Annotated in this window: 22 protein-coding genes; 7 read left to right on the top strand and 15 right to left on the bottom strand. The window is 50.5% G+C overall.

Annotation, left to right across the window (positions count from 1 at the left end):
• Positions 1-6: 6 nt before the first annotated feature.
• The 8 genes from ABIE48_RS26195 to ABIE48_RS26230 all read right to left on the bottom strand — a co-directional run bounded on the left by ABIE48_RS26195 (position 7) and on the right by ABIE48_RS26230 (position 5,812).
• A complete protein-coding gene (locus ABIE48_RS26195) occupies positions 7-651 on the bottom strand; it encodes a TetR/AcrR family transcriptional regulator (RefSeq protein WP_192717047.1) in 645 nt (214 codons plus the stop codon).
• A gap of 58 nt (positions 652-709) precedes the next feature.
• Positions 710-1,942: an FAD-dependent oxidoreductase gene (locus ABIE48_RS26200; RefSeq protein WP_192717048.1), complete on the bottom strand. Its 1,233-nt coding sequence runs from the start codon at positions 1,940-1,942 to the stop codon at positions 710-712.
• 201 nt (positions 1,943-2,143) lie between these two features.
• A complete protein-coding gene (locus ABIE48_RS26205; protein ID WP_192717049.1) occupies positions 2,144-2,713 on the bottom strand; it encodes a YdeI/OmpD-associated family protein in 570 nt (189 codons plus the stop codon).
• A gap of 51 nt (positions 2,714-2,764) precedes the next feature.
• Positions 2,765-3,229 (bottom strand): VOC family protein, encoded by a 465-nt coding sequence (locus tag ABIE48_RS26210; protein WP_145028705.1) that lies wholly within the window; start codon positions 3,227-3,229, stop codon positions 2,765-2,767.
• A gap of 227 nt (positions 3,230-3,456) precedes the next feature.
• Positions 3,457-3,825 (bottom strand): DoxX family protein, encoded by a 369-nt coding sequence (locus tag ABIE48_RS26215; protein WP_145028703.1) that lies wholly within the window; start codon positions 3,823-3,825, stop codon positions 3,457-3,459.
• 37 nt (positions 3,826-3,862) lie between these two features.
• A complete protein-coding gene (locus ABIE48_RS26220) occupies positions 3,863-4,264 on the bottom strand; it encodes an SRPBCC family protein (protein WP_192717050.1) in 402 nt (133 codons plus the stop codon).
• Complete coding sequence (locus tag ABIE48_RS26225; protein WP_145028699.1) at positions 4,261-4,590, bottom strand: ArsR/SmtB family transcription factor; 330 nt, start codon at positions 4,588-4,590, stop codon at positions 4,261-4,263. The genes ABIE48_RS26220 and ABIE48_RS26225 overlap by 4 nt, the downstream gene beginning before the upstream one ends.
• Before the next feature lie 268 nt (positions 4,591-4,858).
• Positions 4,859-5,812, bottom strand: coding sequence for an alpha/beta hydrolase (locus ABIE48_RS26230; RefSeq protein ID WP_145028697.1), 954 nt, complete (start codon positions 5,810-5,812; stop codon positions 4,859-4,861).
• 214 nt (positions 5,813-6,026) lie between these two features.
• Between ABIE48_RS26230 and ABIE48_RS26235 the strand changes: the two genes are divergently transcribed.
• The 3 genes from ABIE48_RS26235 to ABIE48_RS26245 all read left to right on the top strand — a co-directional run bounded on the left by ABIE48_RS26235 (position 6,027) and on the right by ABIE48_RS26245 (position 7,976).
• Positions 6,027-6,356, top strand: coding sequence for a winged helix-turn-helix transcriptional regulator (locus ABIE48_RS26235; RefSeq protein ID WP_306433704.1), 330 nt, complete (start codon positions 6,027-6,029; stop codon positions 6,354-6,356).
• Positions 6,357-6,610: 254 nt separating this feature from the next.
• Positions 6,611-6,973: a MerR family transcriptional regulator gene (locus ABIE48_RS26240; protein ID WP_192717051.1), complete on the top strand. Its 363-nt coding sequence runs from the start codon at positions 6,611-6,613 to the stop codon at positions 6,971-6,973.
• A gap of 19 nt (positions 6,974-6,992) precedes the next feature.
• On the top strand, positions 6,993-7,976 hold the full coding sequence (locus ABIE48_RS26245; RefSeq protein WP_192717052.1) for an SDR family NAD(P)-dependent oxidoreductase: 984 nt from the start codon (positions 6,993-6,995) through the stop codon (positions 7,974-7,976).
• A 166-nt stretch (positions 7,977-8,142) separates the two neighbouring features.
• On the opposite strand, the gene ABIE48_RS26250 is transcribed toward ABIE48_RS26245, so the two are convergent.
• Together ABIE48_RS26250 and ABIE48_RS26255 are read right to left on the bottom strand one after the other, a co-directional pair.
• Entirely contained in the window at positions 8,143-11,745 is a 3,603-nt protein-coding gene (locus ABIE48_RS26250) for a discoidin domain-containing protein (RefSeq protein WP_192717053.1), read from the bottom strand.
• Between the two features lie 336 nt (positions 11,746-12,081).
• The gene (locus tag ABIE48_RS26255) at positions 12,082-12,930 is read right to left on the bottom strand and encodes a stalk domain-containing protein (protein WP_192717054.1); all 849 of its coding nucleotides are present in this window, start codon (positions 12,928-12,930) and stop codon (positions 12,082-12,084) included.
• 203 nt (positions 12,931-13,133) lie between these two features.
• On the opposite strand from ABIE48_RS26255, the gene ABIE48_RS26260 reads away from it, so the two are divergent.
• Positions 13,134-13,691 (top strand): GNAT family N-acetyltransferase, encoded by a 558-nt coding sequence (locus ABIE48_RS26260; protein WP_192717055.1) that lies wholly within the window; start codon positions 13,134-13,136, stop codon positions 13,689-13,691.
• A 47-nt stretch (positions 13,692-13,738) separates the two neighbouring features.
• Here the strand turns inward: ABIE48_RS26260 and ABIE48_RS26265 are convergent, their stop codons facing one another.
• Together ABIE48_RS26265 and ABIE48_RS26270 are read right to left on the bottom strand one after the other, a co-directional pair.
• Complete coding sequence (locus ABIE48_RS26265) at positions 13,739-14,662, bottom strand: GNAT family N-acetyltransferase (protein WP_354519945.1); 924 nt, start codon at positions 14,660-14,662, stop codon at positions 13,739-13,741.
• 267 nt (positions 14,663-14,929) lie between these two features.
• On the bottom strand, positions 14,930-16,084 hold the full coding sequence (locus ABIE48_RS26270; RefSeq protein ID WP_192717056.1) for an MFS transporter: 1,155 nt from the start codon (positions 16,082-16,084) through the stop codon (positions 14,930-14,932).
• A gap of 119 nt (positions 16,085-16,203) precedes the next feature.
• On the opposite strand from ABIE48_RS26270, the gene ABIE48_RS26275 reads away from it, so the two are divergent.
• Positions 16,204-17,112 (top strand): LysR family transcriptional regulator, encoded by a 909-nt coding sequence (locus ABIE48_RS26275; protein ID WP_192717057.1) that lies wholly within the window; start codon positions 16,204-16,206, stop codon positions 17,110-17,112.
• Between the two features lie 180 nt (positions 17,113-17,292).
• Here the strand turns inward: ABIE48_RS26275 and ABIE48_RS26280 are convergent, their stop codons facing one another.
• Entirely contained in the window at positions 17,293-19,401 is a 2,109-nt protein-coding gene (locus ABIE48_RS26280) for an S-layer homology domain-containing protein (protein ID WP_192717058.1), read from the bottom strand.
• A gap of 552 nt (positions 19,402-19,953) precedes the next feature.
• Here ABIE48_RS26280 and ABIE48_RS26285 point away from each other — a divergent pair.
• Positions 19,954-20,463: a tetratricopeptide repeat protein gene (locus ABIE48_RS26285; RefSeq protein ID WP_192717059.1), complete on the top strand. Its 510-nt coding sequence runs from the start codon at positions 19,954-19,956 to the stop codon at positions 20,461-20,463.
• 141 nt (positions 20,464-20,604) lie between these two features.
• Here ABIE48_RS26285 and ABIE48_RS26290 read toward each other — a convergent pair whose 3' ends face one another.
• Entirely contained in the window at positions 20,605-21,318 is a 714-nt protein-coding gene (locus ABIE48_RS26290) for a class I SAM-dependent methyltransferase (protein WP_192717060.1), read from the bottom strand.
• A gap of 181 nt (positions 21,319-21,499) precedes the next feature.
• Between ABIE48_RS26290 and ABIE48_RS26295 the strand changes: the two genes are divergently transcribed.
• The gene (locus ABIE48_RS26295) at positions 21,500-21,673 is read left to right on the top strand and encodes a hypothetical protein (RefSeq protein ID WP_186326145.1); all 174 of its coding nucleotides are present in this window, start codon (positions 21,500-21,502) and stop codon (positions 21,671-21,673) included.
• Positions 21,674-21,808: 135 nt separating this feature from the next.
• On the opposite strand, the gene ABIE48_RS26300 is transcribed toward ABIE48_RS26295, so the two are convergent.
• Positions 21,809-22,624 (bottom strand): alpha/beta fold hydrolase, encoded by an 816-nt coding sequence (locus ABIE48_RS26300; RefSeq protein WP_192717061.1) that lies wholly within the window; start codon positions 22,622-22,624, stop codon positions 21,809-21,811.
• Positions 22,625-22,627: the final 3 nt, after the last annotated feature.

Consider the following 22,627-nt stretch of genomic DNA (forward strand, 5'->3'; position numbering starts at 1 on the left):
GTTTTCTCAAACATTGTTAACCCGCTGCTCTATTCCATCAAGCAATAAGGAAACTCCAGAGTTAAACAGTTCATCCGAACCAATTAACTTAAATATACCTTCTCCGTGCATCCGCTGAAGCAATTTAAAATGGGATAGATCCACATGGGTACTCTCGTTAGGCTCCTCCTCTAACGGGATCTGTAACTTCCGTTGTTCATATTCTTCAACGACAAAATTGATGACGTAGTTCAACACATGGGTCGTATATGAAAATTTTTGTCTATCCGTTAATGATGTCGGTTCGATCATCTGCAATAGAAATTCGAACAGTTCCATAAAGTCAGCCTCCGGCCTTGACTTCATCAGAAGCTGACCGGAGCAAGGAAATTGCTGAAGCTTGCTTCGAATGACCGTTGCGCTTAGCTGAAGCCTTTCTCGCCAGTCTCCTTGCTTGGGAAGCTCACTTATGATTTCTCTTGAAACCAGGTTGGCCAACGTTTGATAAAGGACTTGCTTGCTCTCGAAGTACCAGTAGATCGTGGGGGCTTGAACATTCAATTCCTTGGAAAGGTTTCTCATCGTAAAATTTTCGATTCCCTGGTCAGCGAGAAGCCTCCATGAGGCTGCAATGATTTTCTCTTCGCTGATATGTGGCCTGCGTTTAGGCATAAAAAACATTCCAACTCCATTCCAAAAATTCTGATATGACTTATTATACTCTATATAGTTATTCCTCCAATGCTACATCTTCAGCGGGCAGCGGCTTCTGGTTGAACATGCTTTCTCCTGCCTTTGAGGAAAGTCGAACATCCCGCATCCCACGCTCAATAGCACTCACTTCATAATCGCGTAAAGCGGTCAAAAGCTCCTTTTCCCCGCTCTTCACGTTGATTAATTCCTTCGAGAGTTCAAAAGCATCAAAAAGTGCCGCATTCCCACCGATACCTGCCGGTGTCATGGGATGCAGGGCATCTCCCAGCAAGACCAGAGGAGTCGTTTCTTTCCAAGGCTTATACGGCAGAACATTACGGAGGTGATAGACAGCCGTTTTCTCGGGCTCCGCTAATTTCAACATCCGTTTTACTTGTGGATGCCAATGTTTGATTTTCTCTTGCGTAAAAGACAACAATTCCAAACCGTCCAATTGGAAGAGCTGCTCATCAGGAATCCCAAACCATTCAGGCGAGCATGCAAACACAGCGTACAGGTAATCCTGTTGAGGAGAAATCTTCACATTAAGGGACAAGGATTCCGGTAATTGTTCAATATTCGGCTTGAAAGCCATGTCTTCAAGAAGAAGGGAAAGCGAAGCATCTCCTTCTGGATTCGTAAGGCATCTCATACTGCCATCCCCAATGAGCATGTTAAGTTCCTTTCTCCGCTCATCATCCAGAAATACCTTGGTATACAAAGCCCTGCCCCCCGTATCAAAAATTTTCACCCCAGGTTTGTACTGATGCCGGACCTTGGATCCTCCCCCGTCAGCACCAACCAGGACATCCGCATCCATATACTCCCCATGATCGAACCATGCTCTGAAGCGTCCGTTTTCTAACCTTTCATAATGGGTAAACCGGTATCCGAAGCTGACCTTGTCACCTAGTTCGCCAAGCAAAACTTCGCGAAAGGTAAACCGATTTACCGATGGTGTGGCTTCCGCTTTGTTGTACATAGGATGCTGTTCTTCTGTGGGTTCCAAAGAAATGGGATCTAAGAAAACAGGGTGTGCCGGTCCTAATACAGACGTTTCCATGTAGAGATCATACAGTTTTTCAGGAAGACAAAACCGCAGTGCATTTGATCCATTCTCATTGATTTTGATTCGATAGCCGGTTTGGACAAAATGGTCTGCCTGCTCACGTTCACAAACATGAAAATCAATGTGATTTTTTTTCAAACTTTGTGCCAGTGCAAGTCCGCCCAGACCGCCACCGATAATTAGGACAGATAGTGAATCCATATCATTTCATCATCCCTTAACTAAGTTAGATTTATCTTACAACGTTATATTAAGGGTGTGCTCCTCTGTTTGTCAATGATTTTGGAGTTCTCAACCAAACATCCTCCTCACGTAAGACCGGAGCTATAGAATAGCCAAATTTTCGATAGAAAAAAACTGCCGACACTTTGTCGACAGTCGGGAGCATCCAGATTGGATGACTTAATAATCTAGTAGACGGCCATGATCGTTCCATTGACCGTACATTTTGTTTTCACGCGTATTTGTTATGAATTTGTCCAATCTGCTCTGAAATAATTCGGGCTGATTCTTATAGCTTTGGATCGTGTCGATCCGGACTCTAGTATAAAGATCTGGAAATGCCATGAAATTCTCATACACTTGCTTTTCCTCTTGCAACCTTTGCTCTATAACCGGATCGATTCGAAAAGAATCGTAATTCATATCAGGAAGGACCTTTCTTCCTTCGTTTGTCATCAGCCCCAACCTTTCGAGGCGGCGGACACGCTCCTTATTCAATTCAGTCCATGAGCTTTTTTTGCTTCGAGGGGACAGTCTCTGAGCCAGCTCCGTTTCAGATATTTTCTTCTTGACTCCATCGATCCATCCAAAGCACAAAGCCTCCTCGACCGCGTCCAAATATAAGAGCGTATCCGATTTGGGCGTCATACGAACCAAGACCCAACAAGATTTTTCAGTCTTGCTATTTTCCTGCAGCCAAAACCTTAATGCTTCTCTCGATAGGACCGGAATTAAGCGATCTACTTCCATGTTTGAAAAAGTATCCTTTCAATCCGTTGCAAGACCATTTTTCAGCATGAGTTACTGTTTGTTAGATATGACGTTATCAAGAAACTGATCTGCGTCACCATTAAACTTCCAGGATACGCCAAACTTATCAACGAGCATGCCAAAGCACGAAGACCACGGCGTATTGGATAACGGCATGATGACATAACCGCCCTCGGACAAATTAGAAAAGTAATTTTCCAACGTCTGTTGATCCTCATTCACGATACTAATCAGCATATTGTTGCCTTGAACGAACTCGCCCGTTACATTCTTCATTGAAGGCAAAATATCCGACATCATGATTTTCCCGCCTGCAAATGCTATTGAAGACTCCATGACCATATTTAGCTCATTTTCCGGCAGCGGGTGATTTGGATCTTGCGGGAAATCCTTAAATTTTACTTTTTTTACTTCAGTTGCGTTTAAAGCCTCCGCATAAAAATCAATCGCTTGTTCTGCAACTCCATCAAAGTTTAAATAGACAATCGCTGACATTGAATAAAACCTCCCTCTTGTTATAAAAGTAGTATAATGAATAAGAGGTGACAGCTGTATGTCACCATTTATAAATAAAGTACATGCCCCCGAAACGGGTCTATCCAACTGCCATTTTGCGATCAGGCGGCTGGAGTCTGCATTGGTATGGGTTTATATCGCAAAAAAGCTCCACATGTTCACCGCGAACATGTGGAGCTTTTTATTCCTGGATGCAGCTGGTTTGATTATGCAAAAGGCTGGAGCATTTGGCCGGCATTCGCAAGAATCAGGGCAATATTCAGTACGGCAAAGAACAAAGCCGGCGCCGTTTTGCCAATCGGATCTTTCGTGCGGATATGCACCAGGCTCGCCACCAGCATCGTCACGCCAAGCCACACTCCTGCCCATGCGACCAGTCCGGTATACCAGTAGCCAGCGATCAGCGCGGCAGCACCTGCCAGTTGGACCAGGCCCGTTACCTTAAGGAACCATTGCGGCAGGTGAAGGTGTTCGAACATGTCTGCCCAGTACTTAGCCCCTATCATTTTGGCGGTACCCGAAAAGAGGTAGTAAGCAATCAGCAAAGATTGAAGAACGATAGTAAAAATGGCCATGTCAATCTCCTCCTATTCGATCACAACATCATTTGGATTACAGCTCAGCCAATACCACTTCAAGCTGGTCGGCCATCTTGACCCAACCGAGTCTGGCTCCGTTATACGACAAGCTCTCGCTTTCAAATCCGGTATGCTCAAGATGAAGGCGGGTTGCGCCACTGGATGAATGGAGCGTCCATGTAACGACCGTACTTACTCCCGCGGTTACCCAGGTGTAGGATAGGCGGTGAGGTTCTTCCACGACCAGCACTTCTGAATCGACGATTCCATCCCACATTTTCGACGGTTTGGCCCGAAATTGAAAGTGATGGCCCACAACCGGCTTAAAGTCGTTATCCATCACCCATTTCGCAAGCATGTTGGAATCAGTCAATGCAAGCCATACTTTCTCAATCGGACTATCGAATTGAAAATCAAGCTTTACTTCCGGTTTCATTCCTCTTCCTCCTTCAACAATTGACTCAGCTTAGCTGATCCTTGGTTCCAAAAAGCCGTGTGAAAAGTGACCCAATCTTCAATTTCTCGCAGAGGCTCTGCGTTCAATCGATACCTTGTTTCCCGCCCGGCCTTGCGTTGCCTGACCAGATCGGCGGCTTTGAGGATCGCCAGATGTTTGGAAACGGCTGTCCGCCCCATCTCGAAATGCACCGTTAATTCGTGTAAGGGCAATTCTTCCGCCTCGGCCAGCAATCTAAGCAATTTGCGCCGCGTCGGATCGGCAACCGCGGCATATACATCCCTCGCTTCATGTTGTTCATCCATTCCCATCATCCCTATTCTGCTCGATGATAGGACACCAAATGGTGTCTTATGAGTTCATAATAAGACACCTATAGGTGTCCTGTCAATCCATAATTCGGAATAAAGTTTAAATGGCTTGTCACCGAACATTCGGCCTCTGTATATGCCAGGCATGATGCAGCAAAAAGTTTAGGGCATCCCTGAAGGATGCCCTAATGCTGAAATATTGAAGTTTGACGGAGATCAACTGAATATACATTTACCGGTTCGGTTTTAATCCTCGCACACTTTATACTGCTGTCTCTCCGCCTCTCTCCTGTCCATGCAAAGCCTTCCGCAGTGCACTTACGGCATGCTGCACCGCTTGTCTTCCTTGGTCATAACCGCCGGTCTGAAGCATGAAGCCGTGGACCATGCCGTCATAGCGCTTCGCTTCCACGGGAATACCGGCGGCTTTTAATTTCGCTGCATAAGCCTCCCCGTCATCGCGCAGTGGGTCAAATTCGGCTGTAATCACGAGAGCGGGCGGAAGACTGCTGAAATCGGCAGCCAATAATGGCGAAGCGTAGGGGTTCCTTCCGTCCTGATCCTCCGCCAAGTATTGGCCCCAGAACCACCGCATCGTGTCCGTCGTCAGGCCGTACCCTTCGGCATTGTTACGGTAAGAATCCGTATCGAACGCGTAGTGGGTCGCCGGATTGAACAACAGCTGAAACTTGATGAAGGACAACCCTTGGTCCCTTGCCATCAAGGTTACGGCAGCGGCCAAATTTCCGCCCGCGCTGTCGCCGCCGACCGCAATCCGGTTGGGATCCGCTCCTAGCGAAACGGCATTCTCCGCAACCCAGGCAGCAGCCGCATAGGCATCTTCGATGGCAGCGGGAAACCGATGCTCCGGCGCCAAACGGTAATCTACCGAGACTACGATAACGTTTGCCCCATTGGCCAACTGTCGGCATAACACATCTGCTGCATCCAGGTCCCCGACGACCCAGCCGCCTCCATGATAATAGATGAGAACAGGGAGCGGGTATTTGCTTTGAGGACGATATACCCGAACCGGTATGAGACCGGCCGGACCCGGGATCTTTCGATTGTCGACTTTCCATACTTCTTCCGGCTGGGCGGCCATGGAGCTTAAGTTGACGGTTCTGGCCCTCTCCACGGATAGCGTGTGAAGAGGCGGGACCCCTTGTTTCTTCATATTTTCCAACACAACCTGAACTTGAGGGTCAAGCGGCATGATGGTTCCTCCTTAGGGATCAAATATAATGGATACGAGTCTTGCTTATATCCGGAATAAACAACCATTCACGAGCAGCGTCTTTGGTAAGACAGCTACTATTCCGGTCAAAATGAAGTATACTGAATGGAGAATAACCCTGTAAGTACGCACTTTTGCGTGACATAGTACCCATTTGGTAACTTCATCATGGGACGGATTGGATGTGATGGATATGGGCGGTTGTCCGGTAGAGGCAACATTGTCCGTGGTTGGAGGAAAGTGGAAGGCTGTGATCCTATGGCGTTTGGTTGGTGGGACCAGGCGCTTTAACGAACTCCAGCGTTCGATTTCGCAAATTACCCGTAAAATGTTAACGGAACAGCTTCGGGAACTGGAGCAAGATAACCTCATTATTAGAACCGTCTATCCGGAAGTTCCGCCGAAAGTCGAGTACTCGCTAAGCGAATACGGCAGGACGTTTATTCCTGTTTTGAATGCCATGGCCCAGTGGGGACTGGTCCATCGGGAACGCGTGTCTGACCCCGTTCGCTCTACGACTTAGATTACCGTTCTAAAACAAACACCATAGCTCGATAAGGAGAAAGCGCAGGAAAGCTGACATTCAAACGCCTCCCAACACCAAAAAGCAGTCCGCCAATACCAGCGGACTGCTTTTCTTTATTTTTATGTCATTTACGCGCCAATCCAAACATTCGGTTAATCCAAATAAAGGAAGTTACAGACGCTTGACTTGGAGTTCACTCCAAGGGCTATCCTATAGCTGTCCGGACGACAAAGGAGATGAAAGGAGAAGGCATGTCGCGACAATATTCCATTTCCGAAATAGCTGAAAAAACCGGTTTGACTCCCGATACCCTTCGGTATTATGAAAAGATTGGACTTATTCCGTCCCCCGAACGCGGACCGGGTGGGTCCCGTTTATATAGCCAGGAAGACATCGGCAAAATTCATTTTCTACTGCATCTCAAAAATACCGAGATGCCGCTTAAAAACATTCAGGAGTACATTCGGGCGTATGACGATCAGGATGAGGAGCTGTGCTATCGGCTGCTTGACGAGCACCGGATCCGCATTGAAACACAGATGGCCGCATTGAACGAAACGCTCGTACTCGTCAAGTATAAGCTGGATCATTTTCAGGAAATTAAAGACGGTTGAACGAAAGGAAGATCAGATCATGCAGAAAACTCCCCAAACACCGATCGGGTCCGGATTTGGACCCCGGACTACAGCCATTGAAGCACTCGGACAAGCCGATTTGACCGGACAAACGGCGGTCATTACCGGCGGTCATTCCGGACTGGGTTTGGAAACGGCAAAAGTGCTCGCGGAAGTGGGTGCCAAGGTCATTGTCCCGGCCCGATCCCTTACAGCTGCTCAAGCTGCCATTGCCTTTATCCCAGGCGCAGAGGCGGAGCTTCTGGATTTAACCGACCCGCAGTCCATCGATTTGTTTGCGGAGCGGTTTATCCGTTCCGGGCGGCCGATTCATATGCTGGTCCACAGCGCCGGAATTATGGCCGTACCCCAGCAGTATGACAGCCGGGGCAACGAGCTTCACTTTTCCACGAACTACTTGGGCCCTTTTCAGCTGACGGCGCGGCTCTGGCCGGCACTCCGGATGGCCGGTGGAGCGCGCGTGGTCGTGGTATCTTCCCGGGCTCACCAGTTCAGTCCGATAGTGTTCGAAGACATCCACTACAAGGAGCGCAGCTATGACAAATGGTCTGCCTATGGGCAGTCCAAAACGGCGGATGCCCTATTCGCGGTGGAGCTGGACCGGAGAGCACATGCCCATGGTGTCCGGGCATTTTCGGTGCACCCGGGTTCGATTGTCACCTCGTTAGCCCGGCATCTGTCGGATGACGAACTGATGACCATGGGCGCGATCAACGAGCAGGGGCAACGGCAATATACCGAATACGATAGTGAACGGAAGACCGTTCAGGAAGGGGCAGCCACCATCGTTTGGTGCGCGGCGAGCCGTCAGCTGGACGGTATGGGAGGCGTATACTGTGAGAACGTCGACGTCTCTCCGCTCATTGATGAGGATCAGATCGGCATTGCCGGCGTGCATCCAAGCGCTGTTGATGCGAAAGCCGCTGAACGTCTGTGGAGCGTTGGCGAAGAACGAACAGGCATTCATTTTGACATTTCATAAGCTTAGCGGAGGGTAAGAAATAACGCTCAACTTGTCCCGCGAATATAAAAATCCTGAACCGGCAAGGTTCAGGATTTTTATTTTTTGAGACGAACATCATACTCACGTATGCAGTTTTAGCGTTGCGGGATGCCAAGCAGTGACCGAAAGCGGCTGCCTCACATCATTACTTAGAGGGCACTACGTTATAGCCGACAGGCTCGGCCGTATTGCCCGCCCGATCCGATGCCGTGACTTCGATCCGGTTCATGCCCGGCTGAAGGTCAATATCCGCGCTGAACGTCAGGTCATCCTTCACGTCAGCCTGTACTCCATTCACGAGAACGATGCCGGGCTCGCTGATTGTACCCGTAACGCGCAGCGTTCCCTTTTCCACATTGTAGTGATTGCCCGTCAATTTCCCCGGTTCATCCAGCACGACGGTCGGCGAGGTCGTATCCAGTACAGTAATGCGGGCGGTCGCGGTATATTCGCCGCCGGCGGCTGCAGCCGTGATTACCGCAGTCCCCGGACTTTTGGCCGTTACCTTACCTGTGTCGCTCACTTCCGCTATGCCGGTGTCGCTCGATGTCCACTTGATGGTCGTATCTCCCGCATCCTCCGGTGTAACGACCGCAGTGAGCTGTGCGGTTTCGCCTTCCTTCAACTCTACTTGTTCCGGTGTTACGTTGATGCCGGTAACGTGCGGCTGATCCGTCTTCACGGACACCACATCCGATGGAGCGGATTCACCGGCTGCGTTGACGGCTTTGACGATGTAGAAATATTCCTTCGAAGCCGACAGGCCGGTGTCGGTATGCGTCGTACTAGACAGTACCTCGTCGTTAAGTTTGACAAATTCGCCGTCGGCCTTTTCGGACCGGTAGACGCTGTACCCTTCCGCCTGCTCTACCGCGTTCCAGTTCAATTCAATCGCGCTGTCGCCTGCCGCCTTAGCCGTCAGGTTGGCTGGAGGCGCAGGGACGGTATCGTCATGAACAGGTTCTCCATGCACCTTGAATTCGTAGCTGGAAGCACTTCCTCCGCTGTAGTTGGATCCCGTCACCGTTACGCGGAGATAGCGGTACGCCGCATCGAGGGTATCCGTCGTCAAGCTCTGCGTTTTATTGTCCGTTCTGTCCAGGAGGGCCGTGTACGTGACATCGTCATTGCTGCCTTCAATTTTGTATTGGTAGTATCTCGGGTAGGTTGCGCTGTTGTACCAGTAGCTCTCGAGTTTCGTGATATGCATGATGTCGCCAAGGTCGACTTTCCACCACTGCGGGTAGGAATTCGTGACGGCCGCCCAGCGCGTGCCGGCTTTGCCGTCATTCGCGTACTCGATATTGTTCCCCGTTTGGAATGAGCTTGCCGTTGCCGTCTTGCCTTCCGAGATGACCCCCGACGTCGTCGTGGCTTGGACCGGCAGGCTCCACAGGCTCGATCCCGAGCTGCTGCGGGCTCTTACTTGATACGTATGCGTCGAGCTCGCATCAAGCCCCGTATGCTTGTATGGGCTGCTTACTCCGCTGATCAGCGCGCCATCCACGAACAGATCATAGCTTGCTGCCCCATTAGCATCGTTCCAGGTGACGTCGATTTGGGATTGGCCCGCTGCCTTGGCGGTCAACCCGGTCGGTGCAGCCAATCCTGCAGTCGTCGGCGTAATCGTCAGCACCTGAGCATTGGAGGCATCGAACTTGATCCCCTGGATGGACGCTTGACCCGACACGAATTCAACAGCACGGTCGCTGGCCCGGTTGACCAGCCTGTACTTGGTGATCCCGGCTACGCTCGTATTCGTTGCGGCCTCGATATCCGGAACCGAAGAATCCGGGGATAGGTCAGCCGCCTTCGCGTTGCCGACCGGAAGAAGATACCACTGATCGCTTCCGGCTGCAGCGCCGTTTCCGCCGTTGCCGTTCGGATCGGCATTCGGATCCGCAAGCCCCGTGGTGACTGCTGCGCCCATCGCCCGTGTCTGCGCCGGCGTCGATCCGGATACCTTCAGATAATTTCCGGTCTCCACATTTTGCAATCGGTAGAAGCCGCTGTTCTTCGACGGGTCGAATTCGTCAGGTACGGGAACGAACTGCCACTGGCTCGCCGCGCCGTCCTTAAGGTCGCTGCCTCCGACAGAGACCGTGTATGCGGACAGCGGGGAGATATCCGTTCCATCGTTATCCTTCGGCGGATTATAAGAAGAATAGTAGGCATGGCCGGCATCGGGTTCGGGCAGGGAATAACTGATCTGCTTGCCGGACAAGTCGGAGATCGCCCGGAACGAGTAGCCGCTGACTTGTTGGTTCGTTAGGCTTCCGGAATCGATCTGGGACATATAGCTCCCCACCGTGGCAGGCAGCTTGCCGACGAGGCGGAAGGTGTCCGGCTTGCCGAGATCATCGGTCTCATAGACGTAGCCGTCGTAGCCGACAGAGCGGTATTTGCCGCTGTACACGTTATACGAAAAGGCGTTCTCGTACTGCGTATTGACCGGAACAAAAAGCCGTTCCGTCACGGTATCTTTAAAGATCGGATTGCCTGCGCTGACTTTGACCGAGGTCACATAGCCGGTAGCGTTGTTCTCCTGCTTGATCCATACCGCGCCGCTCTCGACATAGACCGTTACCGTTGCATCCAGTGCGGGATCAGAGTACGTCACCGAAGGAACGCTGCCGCCAGGACCGGTGATCGTTCCGCTCACCGTATTCGCCGTATATGTGCTGCCTGCCGGGTCTTTGAAAGTGAAATCACCGCTGCTCGGCACTTTCGTATAGCCGATATCGAGCGAAGAGTTATCCATCCCGATGCCGGTCAGCCTCAGGTCATCCGTCTCTGGCGTATAGTTGACTGTGAGGTTATGATCGTTGCCTGCGCCCATCGGACTTCCGATCCAACCGGCGTACCCTTTCAGGGCAGAGCGCGTCCACGTGCCGTTGTACCATACGTCCCACGAGCCTTCGGCCATCTTTGCGCTGATTGGCGAGCGGGCGAGGTGGAAGTAGGTGAGGACATTGCTGTAGCCCGTTTTCCAATTAATATGGTTGTTGTATAAAACGTAAAAATAGCCGTTAACGTTATCGACGAAGAAGCGCGTCCCGGCCACCCCGTACGACCAGGTCTTCCCCGGAAAACCGTTCGCGGTGACCGCTTCGTCACTGTCGTTCCACGGCGAGGTCGCCACCTGTCCGATCAGGTTCCATGTTTTGCCTTTATCGGTCGAGTACATGGAGAGAACGCGGTTGTTGTGCACGCCCGTGGCGATTCGCTGGTTATTCGTCGGGTTCCCGGTAGCAAATGGATTAAATTGATACTCATCATTGGTGAGCGAGTACCAGTAACCGGTATCCGGATCGACCCAAATGCCGATGCCGTCGTTGTGATCATCCTGATAAGGCGTCGGAATGCCGTTCGTTTCGTCGATTTTGTAATTAATCGTCCCCGGCCGGTTCCAGTAAGAATTATAAGTCACAGGGGTGCCCCAATTCGTGTTCAGCTTGCCCAGGTCTGTGCTGGTGTTGTACTTGATCCAGGATCCCCCGTTGTCCGCCTGCTCATAGTTGGAGACGGAATACATCCAGTGAAACTCCCCGTCCTGATCCACAAACGCGGTGCCGGCGATATCGGCCGTACCTGAAGTGAGACTGGGGACAGCGTGCTGAACGAAGGTCGGGAATTTCTCCGCGGCTGCGCTGGCCGGCTGTGTTCCGAACGGAACCGTACCGGCAGCCAGCACGATGGCGGGAATGGCTCTAAGCACCGCGAGCTTTGCTTTCCATCTTTTACGCATCAAATTGAATAACCTCCTGTCTAGGTATCGTACACACATCCTCCCCGTCCCGGGAGACTTCCCCACCTCCTTTTGGCGCAAGATGACCTCGACTTTTGCCCATGCTTTGAATGCTGTGAAAGCAGTCAGAACCTTTCGCCAATGAATAAAGCGCTTTCAAAAATAGTCTAAAGCGGTTCAGCCTGCAGCGTACACTTCCGTTTTTTCACATAGGCAGTACTTTCGTAAGAAGCACCCTTGGGAATTAAATATCGTTCATAAAACTTAATAATTGTCGGAGGAAGTGATCACGCAAAAAAGCCACCCTTTGCAGGATGGCCCTATGCTTGCCTCTGTTTATGCAACCGTATTGCTGATTACCTTCAGAAATCCGTTCTTTCCGGCCGCATCCACCAACGATTGGATGGAGTCTCTTGCCGCTCCGCTGAACAGGTACCATTGGTCCTCGTTAGCATCATACAGGAGAACTTCCGGGTAGCCGGTCAACAGCTCATCGGGAAATGCGCGAACGAGAGAATAAACATCAAACCGCTGCACGCTGCTCCCCTTCTCATCCAGAAAATCATACTGAGCATTTTTTTGATACGACCCGGGCACATCAATGTTTGCCATCCACGAGTAACTGGCTGGGGCATCGACTTTGGCGCCTTTGTTCCGTACAAAAGCGTCATAAATGGCTGCGTTATACGCATTTCCATTAACCTGCTGAACGACGCCCCCCATCGTCATGTGGTATTCATACTGCAGTGCTTTTACTTTCACGTTGTGAATGACGAGTGGCGCGGTTTCGACCGTAACCTTCGAATTGCTGTAATTCACTTTACAGCCGAACGTTTCGGCAATAAAGCGGAGCGGAACCATCACGCGATTGTTCTTGATATACGGCTTGACATCCAGTTGCACCGCTTCACCATTTTTTACAGCCGCCGTGCTGTTCGTTTGCAGCGTCACTTTCATGCTGCTTTTGGTAAGCGTCACTTTCGAATTCGACCAATCGACCTTGGCCCCCAAATTTTCGCTGACTACGCGCAAAGGCACCATCGTACGCTTGTTTTTCGTCTCCGGCTTCACATCGGACGCCACCGCGACGCCGTCAATTTGGATGGGATGGTTCGCTGCATAAGCAGGCGACGATGCGATCGCAAGAATGAATGCAAAAATAATGCTTGGGATGATCTTCTTCATGTTTTGTCATCGCTCCTTCTATAAGTTTTCTATCTTATCCAATCCCCATCCCTTATCCTACCAATTTCCATTATTAATGTTAAGGGTAAACAGGCAATTCATCCGTACAGCCATTCAAGAGCATTTGTCCCTCGCTCCCCTTTCTGTAATAATCAATTCATCAAGATTGCGACGATCAAAAACGGTTATGGAGGTAGATCCCATTGATTACTGGTGAAAAGGTCGAACTGCGCCCCGTCTCTCTGGATGATTACAGACGGGCATACGCATGGAGGAACGATGAGGAAACAGCCAAGCTGGAAGCGGGTTCGGCCCTGTTCTTGTTCAGCCATGTTCCACTGGAATATTTGGAGGATGCATACAGAAAGGAAATCCTGGAACTGGATAAGCGGGAAAAAGGACGATTCTCCATTTACACGTGCGGCGAACAACCCGAGCATATCGGTTTCATTGAGTACCGGGACGTGAACATCGTCTCCCGCCGCTGCACCGTCGGCATCGGTATTGGAAACAAGGACTTCTGGGGGCAAGGCTGGGGATCGGATGCCTTGAAAGCGCTGATCCGGTATGTGTTCCAGACGATGAACTTAAGACGTGTTCAACTCGAAACATGGGGCGGAAACCCAAGGGCTATCCGCGCCTACGAGAAGTGCGGCTTCGTTATTGAGGGAAGGCTGCGCGAGCATTCCTATATTGATGGACAGTACGTCGACACCATCGTGATGGGGCTTTTGAGGGAGGATTTTAAGTCGGGGGAATAACAGCAGCTAAATTTTTAAAAAGAGGGCTAGCAAGCCCTCTTTTTTGCCTAATTCAATGGAGTGAAGTACCTTACTTCTTCCCGGTCCGCATAAAAACCGACAGATTCATACAGCGATAGGGCAGATCGGTTCGTGGTTAATAGCATGAGATAAGCTTCGCTTAACTGATTAGTGCCGAGATATCTCAAGCCTTGCGTAAGCAAATATTTGGCAAAACCACGATTCCTCCACGGTTCACGGACAAATACGTCCTCAATCACGCCATGGTCTTCCTCCTGCCATGTCATCAACCCACCAACAATAATGTCCGACTGGCGTATGACCATAGACGTCCAAATATGATTTTTCTTATATTCGGAAAGTCTATTCAGTCCCAGCGGCGTATCTGGCCAGATTTCAGCTTCTACGTCCAAATATTGTTGCTCCTCGGAAGGTGTCTCCATCTGCCAATACGCAAACTGATACCCATCTTGAAGCTCTAACTCAGGAATGGGTTCAGCTAGGTTTCGATTCATACGGTATAGACTATTCAGATGAAGGTATCCTTTTTGGATAAAAAACTGATTGTTTGCGGTTTCTGATGAATCGTTCCCCACACAAAGCATCGTTCCGTATTCTTCAGACAAAGTCTCTTTTAATTGATGGGCTCTGGCCAGGAGATACAAATAGACTTTTTCAAGCAGATCCATGTCATTGTTTCTTTCCGGAATGGTTTTAAGATTCATATAAATGGAATGACGGTTCTCCTTGGAGCGACCCGGAGGCACAACGTTTATAATGCTCACTTGACCCTTTGCGACCATTTTCCCCTTTTCAAATGCACAATACACGTTATTCCAATTGTCTTCATCTCCGACCCACCAAAAGACGGCATTTCCTTTGGCTGTTACCGATTGGTACAGATCACCCAGTAAAGGCATGTCTGCATGTTGAAAATTACGGATGACCGTCTCTGGCGATAATTGGCTCAAATATACCCCTCTTTCCACGGCTGGGCATTTCGCAGTTTAATGGAGCTAACTAATGCGAGTTCCCCTTTAATCTTATCGGTTTGATCATTCAAACGCTGCAAGAACTACAACTATATTACTCGAAGAAATAGGGAAAGGTACGGTAGAAAATGACTATGATTAAAGTATCCTGTCCATTAGCGGTAAGCTGAGGTTCTATTACCAATATTAAAAGAAGAACCGGCGCGAGGCCGGTTCTATCTTCCCAGTCAATCTCCCTAATAGCCTTTAAGAACCTACACCCTCCTCAGCCTTTTTGCCTGCGATCAGCAGCTGCACCCCGATCATCGCCACGATGATTACGAGCATCGCGAGAAGCGCAGCATGAAAGCTTCCACTGTAATCATGGATCGTTCCCACCAGCAGCGGACCGAATGCGCCGATAATATAACCTCCACACTGAGACATCGCGGCCCATGCCCCCGCTTCCTCCGAAGTGTTCGTCTCAACAATCGGCAGCATCAGCGCCAGCGGGAATAATCCGCCTGCCCCAATTCCCAAACAGATGATAGCCGGCAGTATCGGCCGGTGGAACAATAACATTACAATGCCGATCAACTCAAACACGCTGCACAAAACCAGAAACAATCTTCTTTTGCCAAAGCGGGACACCAGACCCGGAACGATTAAGGATACAGGAACTTGGATAATCGTAAACACGGTAAGGAACACCGCCGAGCTCGACGGACTGTACCCGAAGCTGTGGGCAATCGGTGAAATCCATGCGGTAATGGAATAGAACATGCTTGCCATAAAACCGAAAAATAACGTTAATAATATCGCTCTTTTATTACGGATGGGCAGCCTGGAACGAACCAATCTCTTCCGCTCGGCCTTGTTCCGGAGAAATGCCGACCAGATCAAGAGGGCAATAACACCCAAAATAGCCCAGCATGACAAGGTCAACGTTAAGCTGTGATGACTCCGGTCGTATATCGGAATGGAGAAGGCGGATGCTAATGCTGCCCCCACAGTCATTGATGCGGAGTAGATGCTGACGATGCCGGGCTTCGTCGGGAAATATTTTTTAATAAAACCGGACAATAGAGGCCCTGCCAAACTGATCCCGATCCCGCCTACCAGCGCAGTAACCACCAGGATCGTGACGGAGCCGACGATTCCTCGCAAAGCAGTGCCTCCTGTAATGAGCAGCAAAGCGATGACAATCGTGCGTTCCAGCCCCAGCCGATCACTCAGCGCCGTCGCTGCAGGAGCAAAAATCCCCATACATAATACAGGCAGCGTCGTGAGCAGACTTGCGGTCAACCCACTCATTCCCAAATCGCTCTGTATGGTACCGAGCAAAGGGGCAACAGACGTAAGAATCGGCCTCAGGTTCAACGCCGCGATAAATATAGCTAATAATAAATAGAACTTTCTCATCGATTTCCTCCACCCATCTGCTTTATGTACATTCAGTATATGGAACCACCTTTCATTGTTCAATCCTATAATTTATATTATTATGATAGTAAAATACTATTAAAATCAGGAGACCTTGCATGGACACTCGAAATGTACAGTACTTTATGGCCGTATATGAGCATCTTCATTTTACAAAAGCCGCCGATGAGCTAGGTATCTCCCAGCCCACACTAAGCCAGCAGATTCGCATCCTTGAAGCGGAGTTCGGCATACCGCTCTTCGACCGCATCGGCAAGAAGGTGGTTCCGACGGAAGCCGGTAGGCTTCTGCGGGAGTATGGAACGAAAATGCTGCAGGCGGAACGGGATGCCAAAAATGCCATCAAGGAGCTCCAGTCCGGCAAACAAGGCACCGTTCGGCTGGCCGTGCTGCCTTCTGACCTGGATTTTCAGCTCGTTCCGCTGTTTGTCCAGTTCAAATCCACCTATCCTGACATCCAGCTGCAGGCCTTCTCAACGATCTTCGTCCAGGACGAAGTGCTTAATCATAAAGTAGATCTCGGCATTGGATTGCGCGGGCCGGTCGATAAAAGGCTGACCCAAATTCCGCTTGGATGCGAACCCTATCATCTATTCGTAAATTCGGCAAGCGAGCTCGCCAATAGAAAGGAGATCACGCTGGAGGAACTGAAGGAGCATGCCTTAGTAATGTATCCAAAAGGGTATCTCGGCCGCGATCTGGTTGATGACGTATGCAGACAAGAGGGCTTCGAATTAACGACGGTGATGGAGGCCAGTTCAGCCACTTCGCTGCTGCAACTCGTATCAGCCAGGGTAGGCGCGACGATCCAACCGGCTGGATTGCTCAGACAAAATCCGGAGCGGCCCGAAATTGCATCGATCCCAATTACCGGACCGACGCCGGTGCGTCATCTCGATCTGATGTACTATGCGGATCGATTTATTAGCGGCTCCCAGCAGCAATTGACGAATTGGCTCGTCGATTACTTTAACGCCAACATAGGGCAGAATTCGCATGACAGTTAGGCTGGAGGCACATCATAGCGCTCCCAGGCTCCAAGATGGCATTTACTAGGCACCGACACCGAGTGGAATGGCTTTTATCAAGCGATTTCCATCTCTTGCGGGCCTTTTACTTAGTCTGATCGGCATGGGCGTACTGAAAAAAGCCCGAACCACCTGCCGGTAGATACGGGCTTTGCATGCTTATTCCTCGAAAAACTGATTTTTATCCACGCCGGAAACGTTTAGCTGAATGTCCGTCGAATTGGCAACCAGTCTGAACTGATTGTCGTTTACCTTTTCTGCTACGGCAGATACGGATGCACCTTGCAGCTGGCGATTAATGGCTCCAACCAAGTCATCCATGGTGGCATACTGCCAATCTAACGTTACGACGGCCGTATGCTCCCCATCGCTCACGTTAAACGTTCGATTCTTGCTATGGTCGATATCGGTTCCGTTATATTGGCTCTGTGGAAAGAAATATTGCCAGTCAGATCCGCCTAACGTAACGGAAGACTCCGAGCCGGTACTGAATGCAAAGATCGAGAACGTATCCCCGAATCCGACGGCACCCAAAGTTCGCTTCCCCAGGTCGATTCCATGCGCATTGCAGTAATCCTGAATAAAACTGTCGACGGCCGAGCCAACGACTTGCCCTACAGTAAACTCCCCTTGGGGGATATTCCATGTCAAATCGACAGGGATCGTTATCGTCCCGTCGCTGATCGTAAAATGTTTGGGCTCGCTTTGGAAGTCGGTCGTGCGAACCTTGAAGCTCTCCCCTCGGGCTTGCGTTGCATAGATGGTGGAAAAGTCAAAATCGGCGATGGTTTTGCTCGTGATCACCTCTGGTTCGTCCTTGATAGCTTTCACGCGAATACTAATCTCTTTCGTATCCGAAGCAGCTCCTGCGGCGATGGTCGCGACGAGGACGACGTCCGTATTTTCGTTCAATCCTTCGCGCTGAACGCTGCCGGTCGTTATATCCACGATCGTTGATTGATCCGTGTTTTTCAGGATCCAAGTAATTATCGCGCCGTCTTGGGAGCTTGGCAGCTCGATCTTCTCCGCAACGCCGTTGTAAACGACCTGCAAATTCCCTTTGGCCGCGGCCACGATTTTCAAATCCCTGATCATGTCCTCGGCGTCCGTCAGTTTGCCGATATCGCCTACCCGCTTCTTTTGGCTATCCGTTAAACCATCGTAATGGGCGCGGGCTGCCGTTACAGCCAGTTCATCGGTCGGCTTGATATCCGCTTTCGCCGGCAATGCCGCGATTTCGGCTCGGACCGGCGCTGCGGCCTGCTCATCCAGCGCTGCTTGGGTTTCCAGTTCGGCAATCGTTTGTTCAGCCTCCGTCAACTTGGCGATATTGCCTACCAAGGCTTTTTGTGCATCTGTTAACGCATCATAGTGTGCGCGGGCTTGGACGACGGCCGGTTTGTCGGATAACTTGATATTTGCTTTTGCAGGCAATGCTGCGATTTCGGCTTTTACCTGTTCTGCAGCGGCTTGATCCGGATTCTGGTGAGGAGTTTCTCCTCCTCCATCGGAGGGAGCGTCCCCGCCGGAAGATGGCGTCGACGGAATCGGAGTCGGAGTCGGTGTTGGTTTTGGTGTTGGTGTTGTGGGCGACGTTGGCGTTGCGGGCGGTACCTTGGGCGGCTGGGTGCTGCCTTCGTCAGCCTTTGCCTTGTCGTTCAGAAACTGGACCGTCACCAGGGCTGCGTCCTGGCGGGTCGCCTGATTTCCGGGATTGAAGGTCCCATCGGGGTATCCATGAATGAGTCCCAATTCAACGGCAGCGGCGACGGCATCTCTGGCCCATGCGGAGATGGATGCAGCGTCGGAGAACGTTAAATTACTACCTTTTCCTGCAGGGTTGACGCCTAGGGCGTTCACGAAAATCACTGCCATTTGCTCGCGGGTGAGGTTTTGGCCCGCTCCGAAAATCCCGTTCCCCATGCCTTTGATCAATCCTGCCTTGAACGCCGCTTCCACGGCAGCATAGGCATAGTTTTCTTTCGGTACGTCTTTGAAGGTCGGCGTTACCGGCGGATGGCTAAGATCCAATTGGAGCGCTCTGGCCATGATGATCGCAAAATCCTGCCGCTGGATACCGCTAGCCGGATTGAATTTTCCATCGCCTGTTCCATGGATGATTCCTTTGCTGACAAGCTCATTTATCGCGTCTTTGGCATGACTGTTTGAAATGTCGGACAGGGACGCATCTGCGGATACATGCGGCACCAGGGCGCCCAGCAGGGCAGCCGCCGATAGAATCGATATCGATTTCCCTTTTAAACTCATCAGGATATTTCCTCCCAAATAATAAAATCGCTAGAATCAACGTGTTGATCTGCTGACGGCATAAGCCCCCGGGCTATAACGATGCGATCAAATCCATGCGGATGCTGCCTCTCATTCTAGCGCCGATAGATTAACGTCATGTTAATCCCCCATGGTTTTCTCCTCTAAGGCATGGGTTCCAGCGCGTATTCATGATACCCCTCCTTTGCATACTTATTGATTGTTTTGAGCTGTATTTTAATACTATAAAACGATTTTGTATAATAGAAAATCCCCCGTAAGGGGGACGCCGTGAGAAGGAAAAGGGGAATATCGTAATTCTCAGGCCTATCACAATATTTCCTTTAAGTGTTAAATAAGCGTTGACCTGTTCAAACTGCCTTTTGAATTTAGTAGACCCGCATAAAGTAATTACTCGCATCATTTCACCCTCTCTAACCCAAAGAGCAAGGTTTCTATTCGTCATCATACCATTTTAACCAGACTTCAAATAGACGCCCTTCAGATGCTGTGTTAAAATTCCTTCATGTGGAAAAAGAGGAGTGAAGCAACGTGCCAAAAGACCAACTGCAGCAATTAATTGCTCTTCGCGAACAGGGACGGGCCAACCAGGATCAAGAGCTTCTGGCCGATGTGCGCGCCCGGCTGTTGGAACTGCTGAACGAAGATCCGAATGATGCGCAGGTGAACTACCAGACCGCAATCGCCCATGACAACTCGGGATTGGGGAAAGAAGCCATCCCCTACTACGAACGCGCCCTGCAGCTCGGCCTTTCCGGTAACGATCTGGAGCGCTGTCTGCTCGGTCTGGGGAGCACATACCGGTACTGGGGCCAATATGAGAAGGCGATCGCAACGCTCCGCAGGGGCGTTCAGGAGTTCCCTGACAACCGGGCACTCCAGGTTTTTCTGGCCATGGCGCTGTACAACGGCCAGCAGTATAAAGAAAGCGTCGAACTCCTGATTACCAATCTCATGGCATCGACTACGGATGAAAAGCTGCTTTATTTCAAGCGCGGCATTTTGGCCTATACGGAAGACTTGGACGAAACCGCAGAGTAAGCAGCTTTTTCGTAAAATCCGGGGCGGTTCAGCATCTAACCCTCGTCGTTCTCATGAATCTCGCACGTTAGCAGAACAGCCTGCCGGCTTAGGCCGACAGGCTGTTTCATTGCAGAAACCATGCGGCTATTCTGTTTCTTTTTACTTTTTAGCAGCAAAGATAAAGGATTTGGCATGGAGCCCCGCCTGCTGGAATTCCCAGTCTCCGTATATATTCACCTGCTGAAAGCCTGCAGCAAGCAGATCCTGCCTGAGCGTCTCCCTCTCCCTAAAAATCAGCGTGTCGTCTTCGCTCCAAACTTCATGGGTATCCAAATTTTCATAAAAAGTATCGTACGTCACCAGGGGCAGATAAACCGAGGTCGTCTCATGCCAGGTTCTGATGTTCGCCTTCGTTGCCGGATCCACGACTTCACTAAGAGAGTGTTCCTTGGTCCAGCGTTCCCAAGCGCGTGCGAGAGGATTTCTGGTGTCGAACAGAAGATACCCTCCCGGCCTCAAGGATTGAAAAATGTTGTGCAGCGTGGCTGTCCATTCCGCGTCCGTCACAAAAACCTGTGCCACGTTGGACGTCATCATCACTACATCAAACTGCTCCGCCCCCAGTTTCTCGGACGTTCCAACCTCCCATAGCACGGCGTTCTCGGTGTCCTTCTGCTTGGCAATCCGAATCGACGCCTCGTCGGGATCCAAACCGGTCACGTGATAACCTTTACTCGCCAAATGTAGCGTCAGCCTTCCGGTTCCGCAGCCTAAATCAGCTATTCCGTCAGGCTTGATCCGCTCAATGATGCGCACGAAAAACGTGTCGTCCTTCCCCCATCGGTTCAATTGATCGTAAATCGATTCGAACATCTTTTCCCTCCCGATTCGCTTCCTGAATTTTCGCTATTCTGATCATAGTTCATTGGCCTTTAGGGGGATAGGGAAAGAAAAAATATAGCCGTTTAATATCCGTGCAGGGATGCATAGACGCAGACTGGAAGTTGCATCCTAATGATAAATGGATGTTAGACAAGGGAGGCATCGAAACGAAATGGAAAAGGATAACCACTTAGCCAACGAAGCCGAAGCGAAGGAACAAGCAGCCAAAGCAAACCGTAACAAGGGTTCGGAAGCCCCGGACACCGAATTTGCCGGAGAACTCAGCCGCAGCGACATCAAGTCCGCATTCAAAAATCCGGTAACCGGCGAAGAACGGTTATATTAATTCTGCTTTACCGTGAATCAACGTTCGGTACAAGAGTTTGGGTGTTGTAACCAAGTAACAAAAAATAAGGTTAATCTTAAAGCGCAAGAAGCGCTCCTAAGGTTAACCTTCTTGTGTTTGGATGCCGGCTCTTTTTCAGGTGCCATACGGGTCAGCCAGAAAGTCGTTCACCGCTTGAGCATAACCGTGTAAATCATCGGAGTGGACACCGTGACCGCATTGTTCGAAAACGACAAGCTTGGTGCCCGGTCTTCTTGCCTGCATACGTCTCGCCTGTTCGGTATCCATGATGAAGCTCCTGCCGCCATGAATCAGGAGGATCGGGCAGCTTGAGCGCAGCCAATCGTCCCACCACACCCCGTTGGATTGGGGAACGGATACCTGCAGCCTTTTCAAATCCGTTCGGAAGCCCCAGCCCCGTTCATCCTCCAGCACGCTTTCGGCAAAGTAGTCGATCGCCCGGAGTCCTGCGTCTGCAAGCGATTCCCTCAGCTGCTTCAAGGAAGGCGACCGGAACGGAAGCTTGGCAGCAAAGGAAAAGTCTGCGTTAATCTCCGCGCCGATATCCTCCACGATCAAAGAGCTCACCAGTTCAGGATAGCGGGCCGCGAATTGATAAGCATTTAATCCACCCAAAGAATGCCCCAAAATCGTAACCGACTGTCCCCCGAGCTCCGACTGGACCAGATTCCAAATATCCATTACGTAATCTTCCCTAGCGTATTCCTGTCCGGGAGGATGGTCGCTCCATCCATGTCCCCGCTGGTCCAGAGCAATCACCCGCCAATCCTTGAATCGGGCCGCCAGCTCCGAGAAGGTCCTTGCATTGGCCATGTACCCATGCAGCATCACCAGCACCTGCCTACTGTCTCCGCCAAAATCAAGATAGGACAGCTGAAGATTTCCCGATTTAAAATACTTCCTTTGTGCCAATGGAGTATGCTCCGTCATTGT

The sequence above is a fragment of the Paenibacillus sp. OAE614 genome (assembly GCF_040546645.1).
Lineage (GTDB): Bacteria > Bacillota > Bacilli > Paenibacillales > Paenibacillaceae > Paenibacillus_AQ > Paenibacillus_AQ favisporus.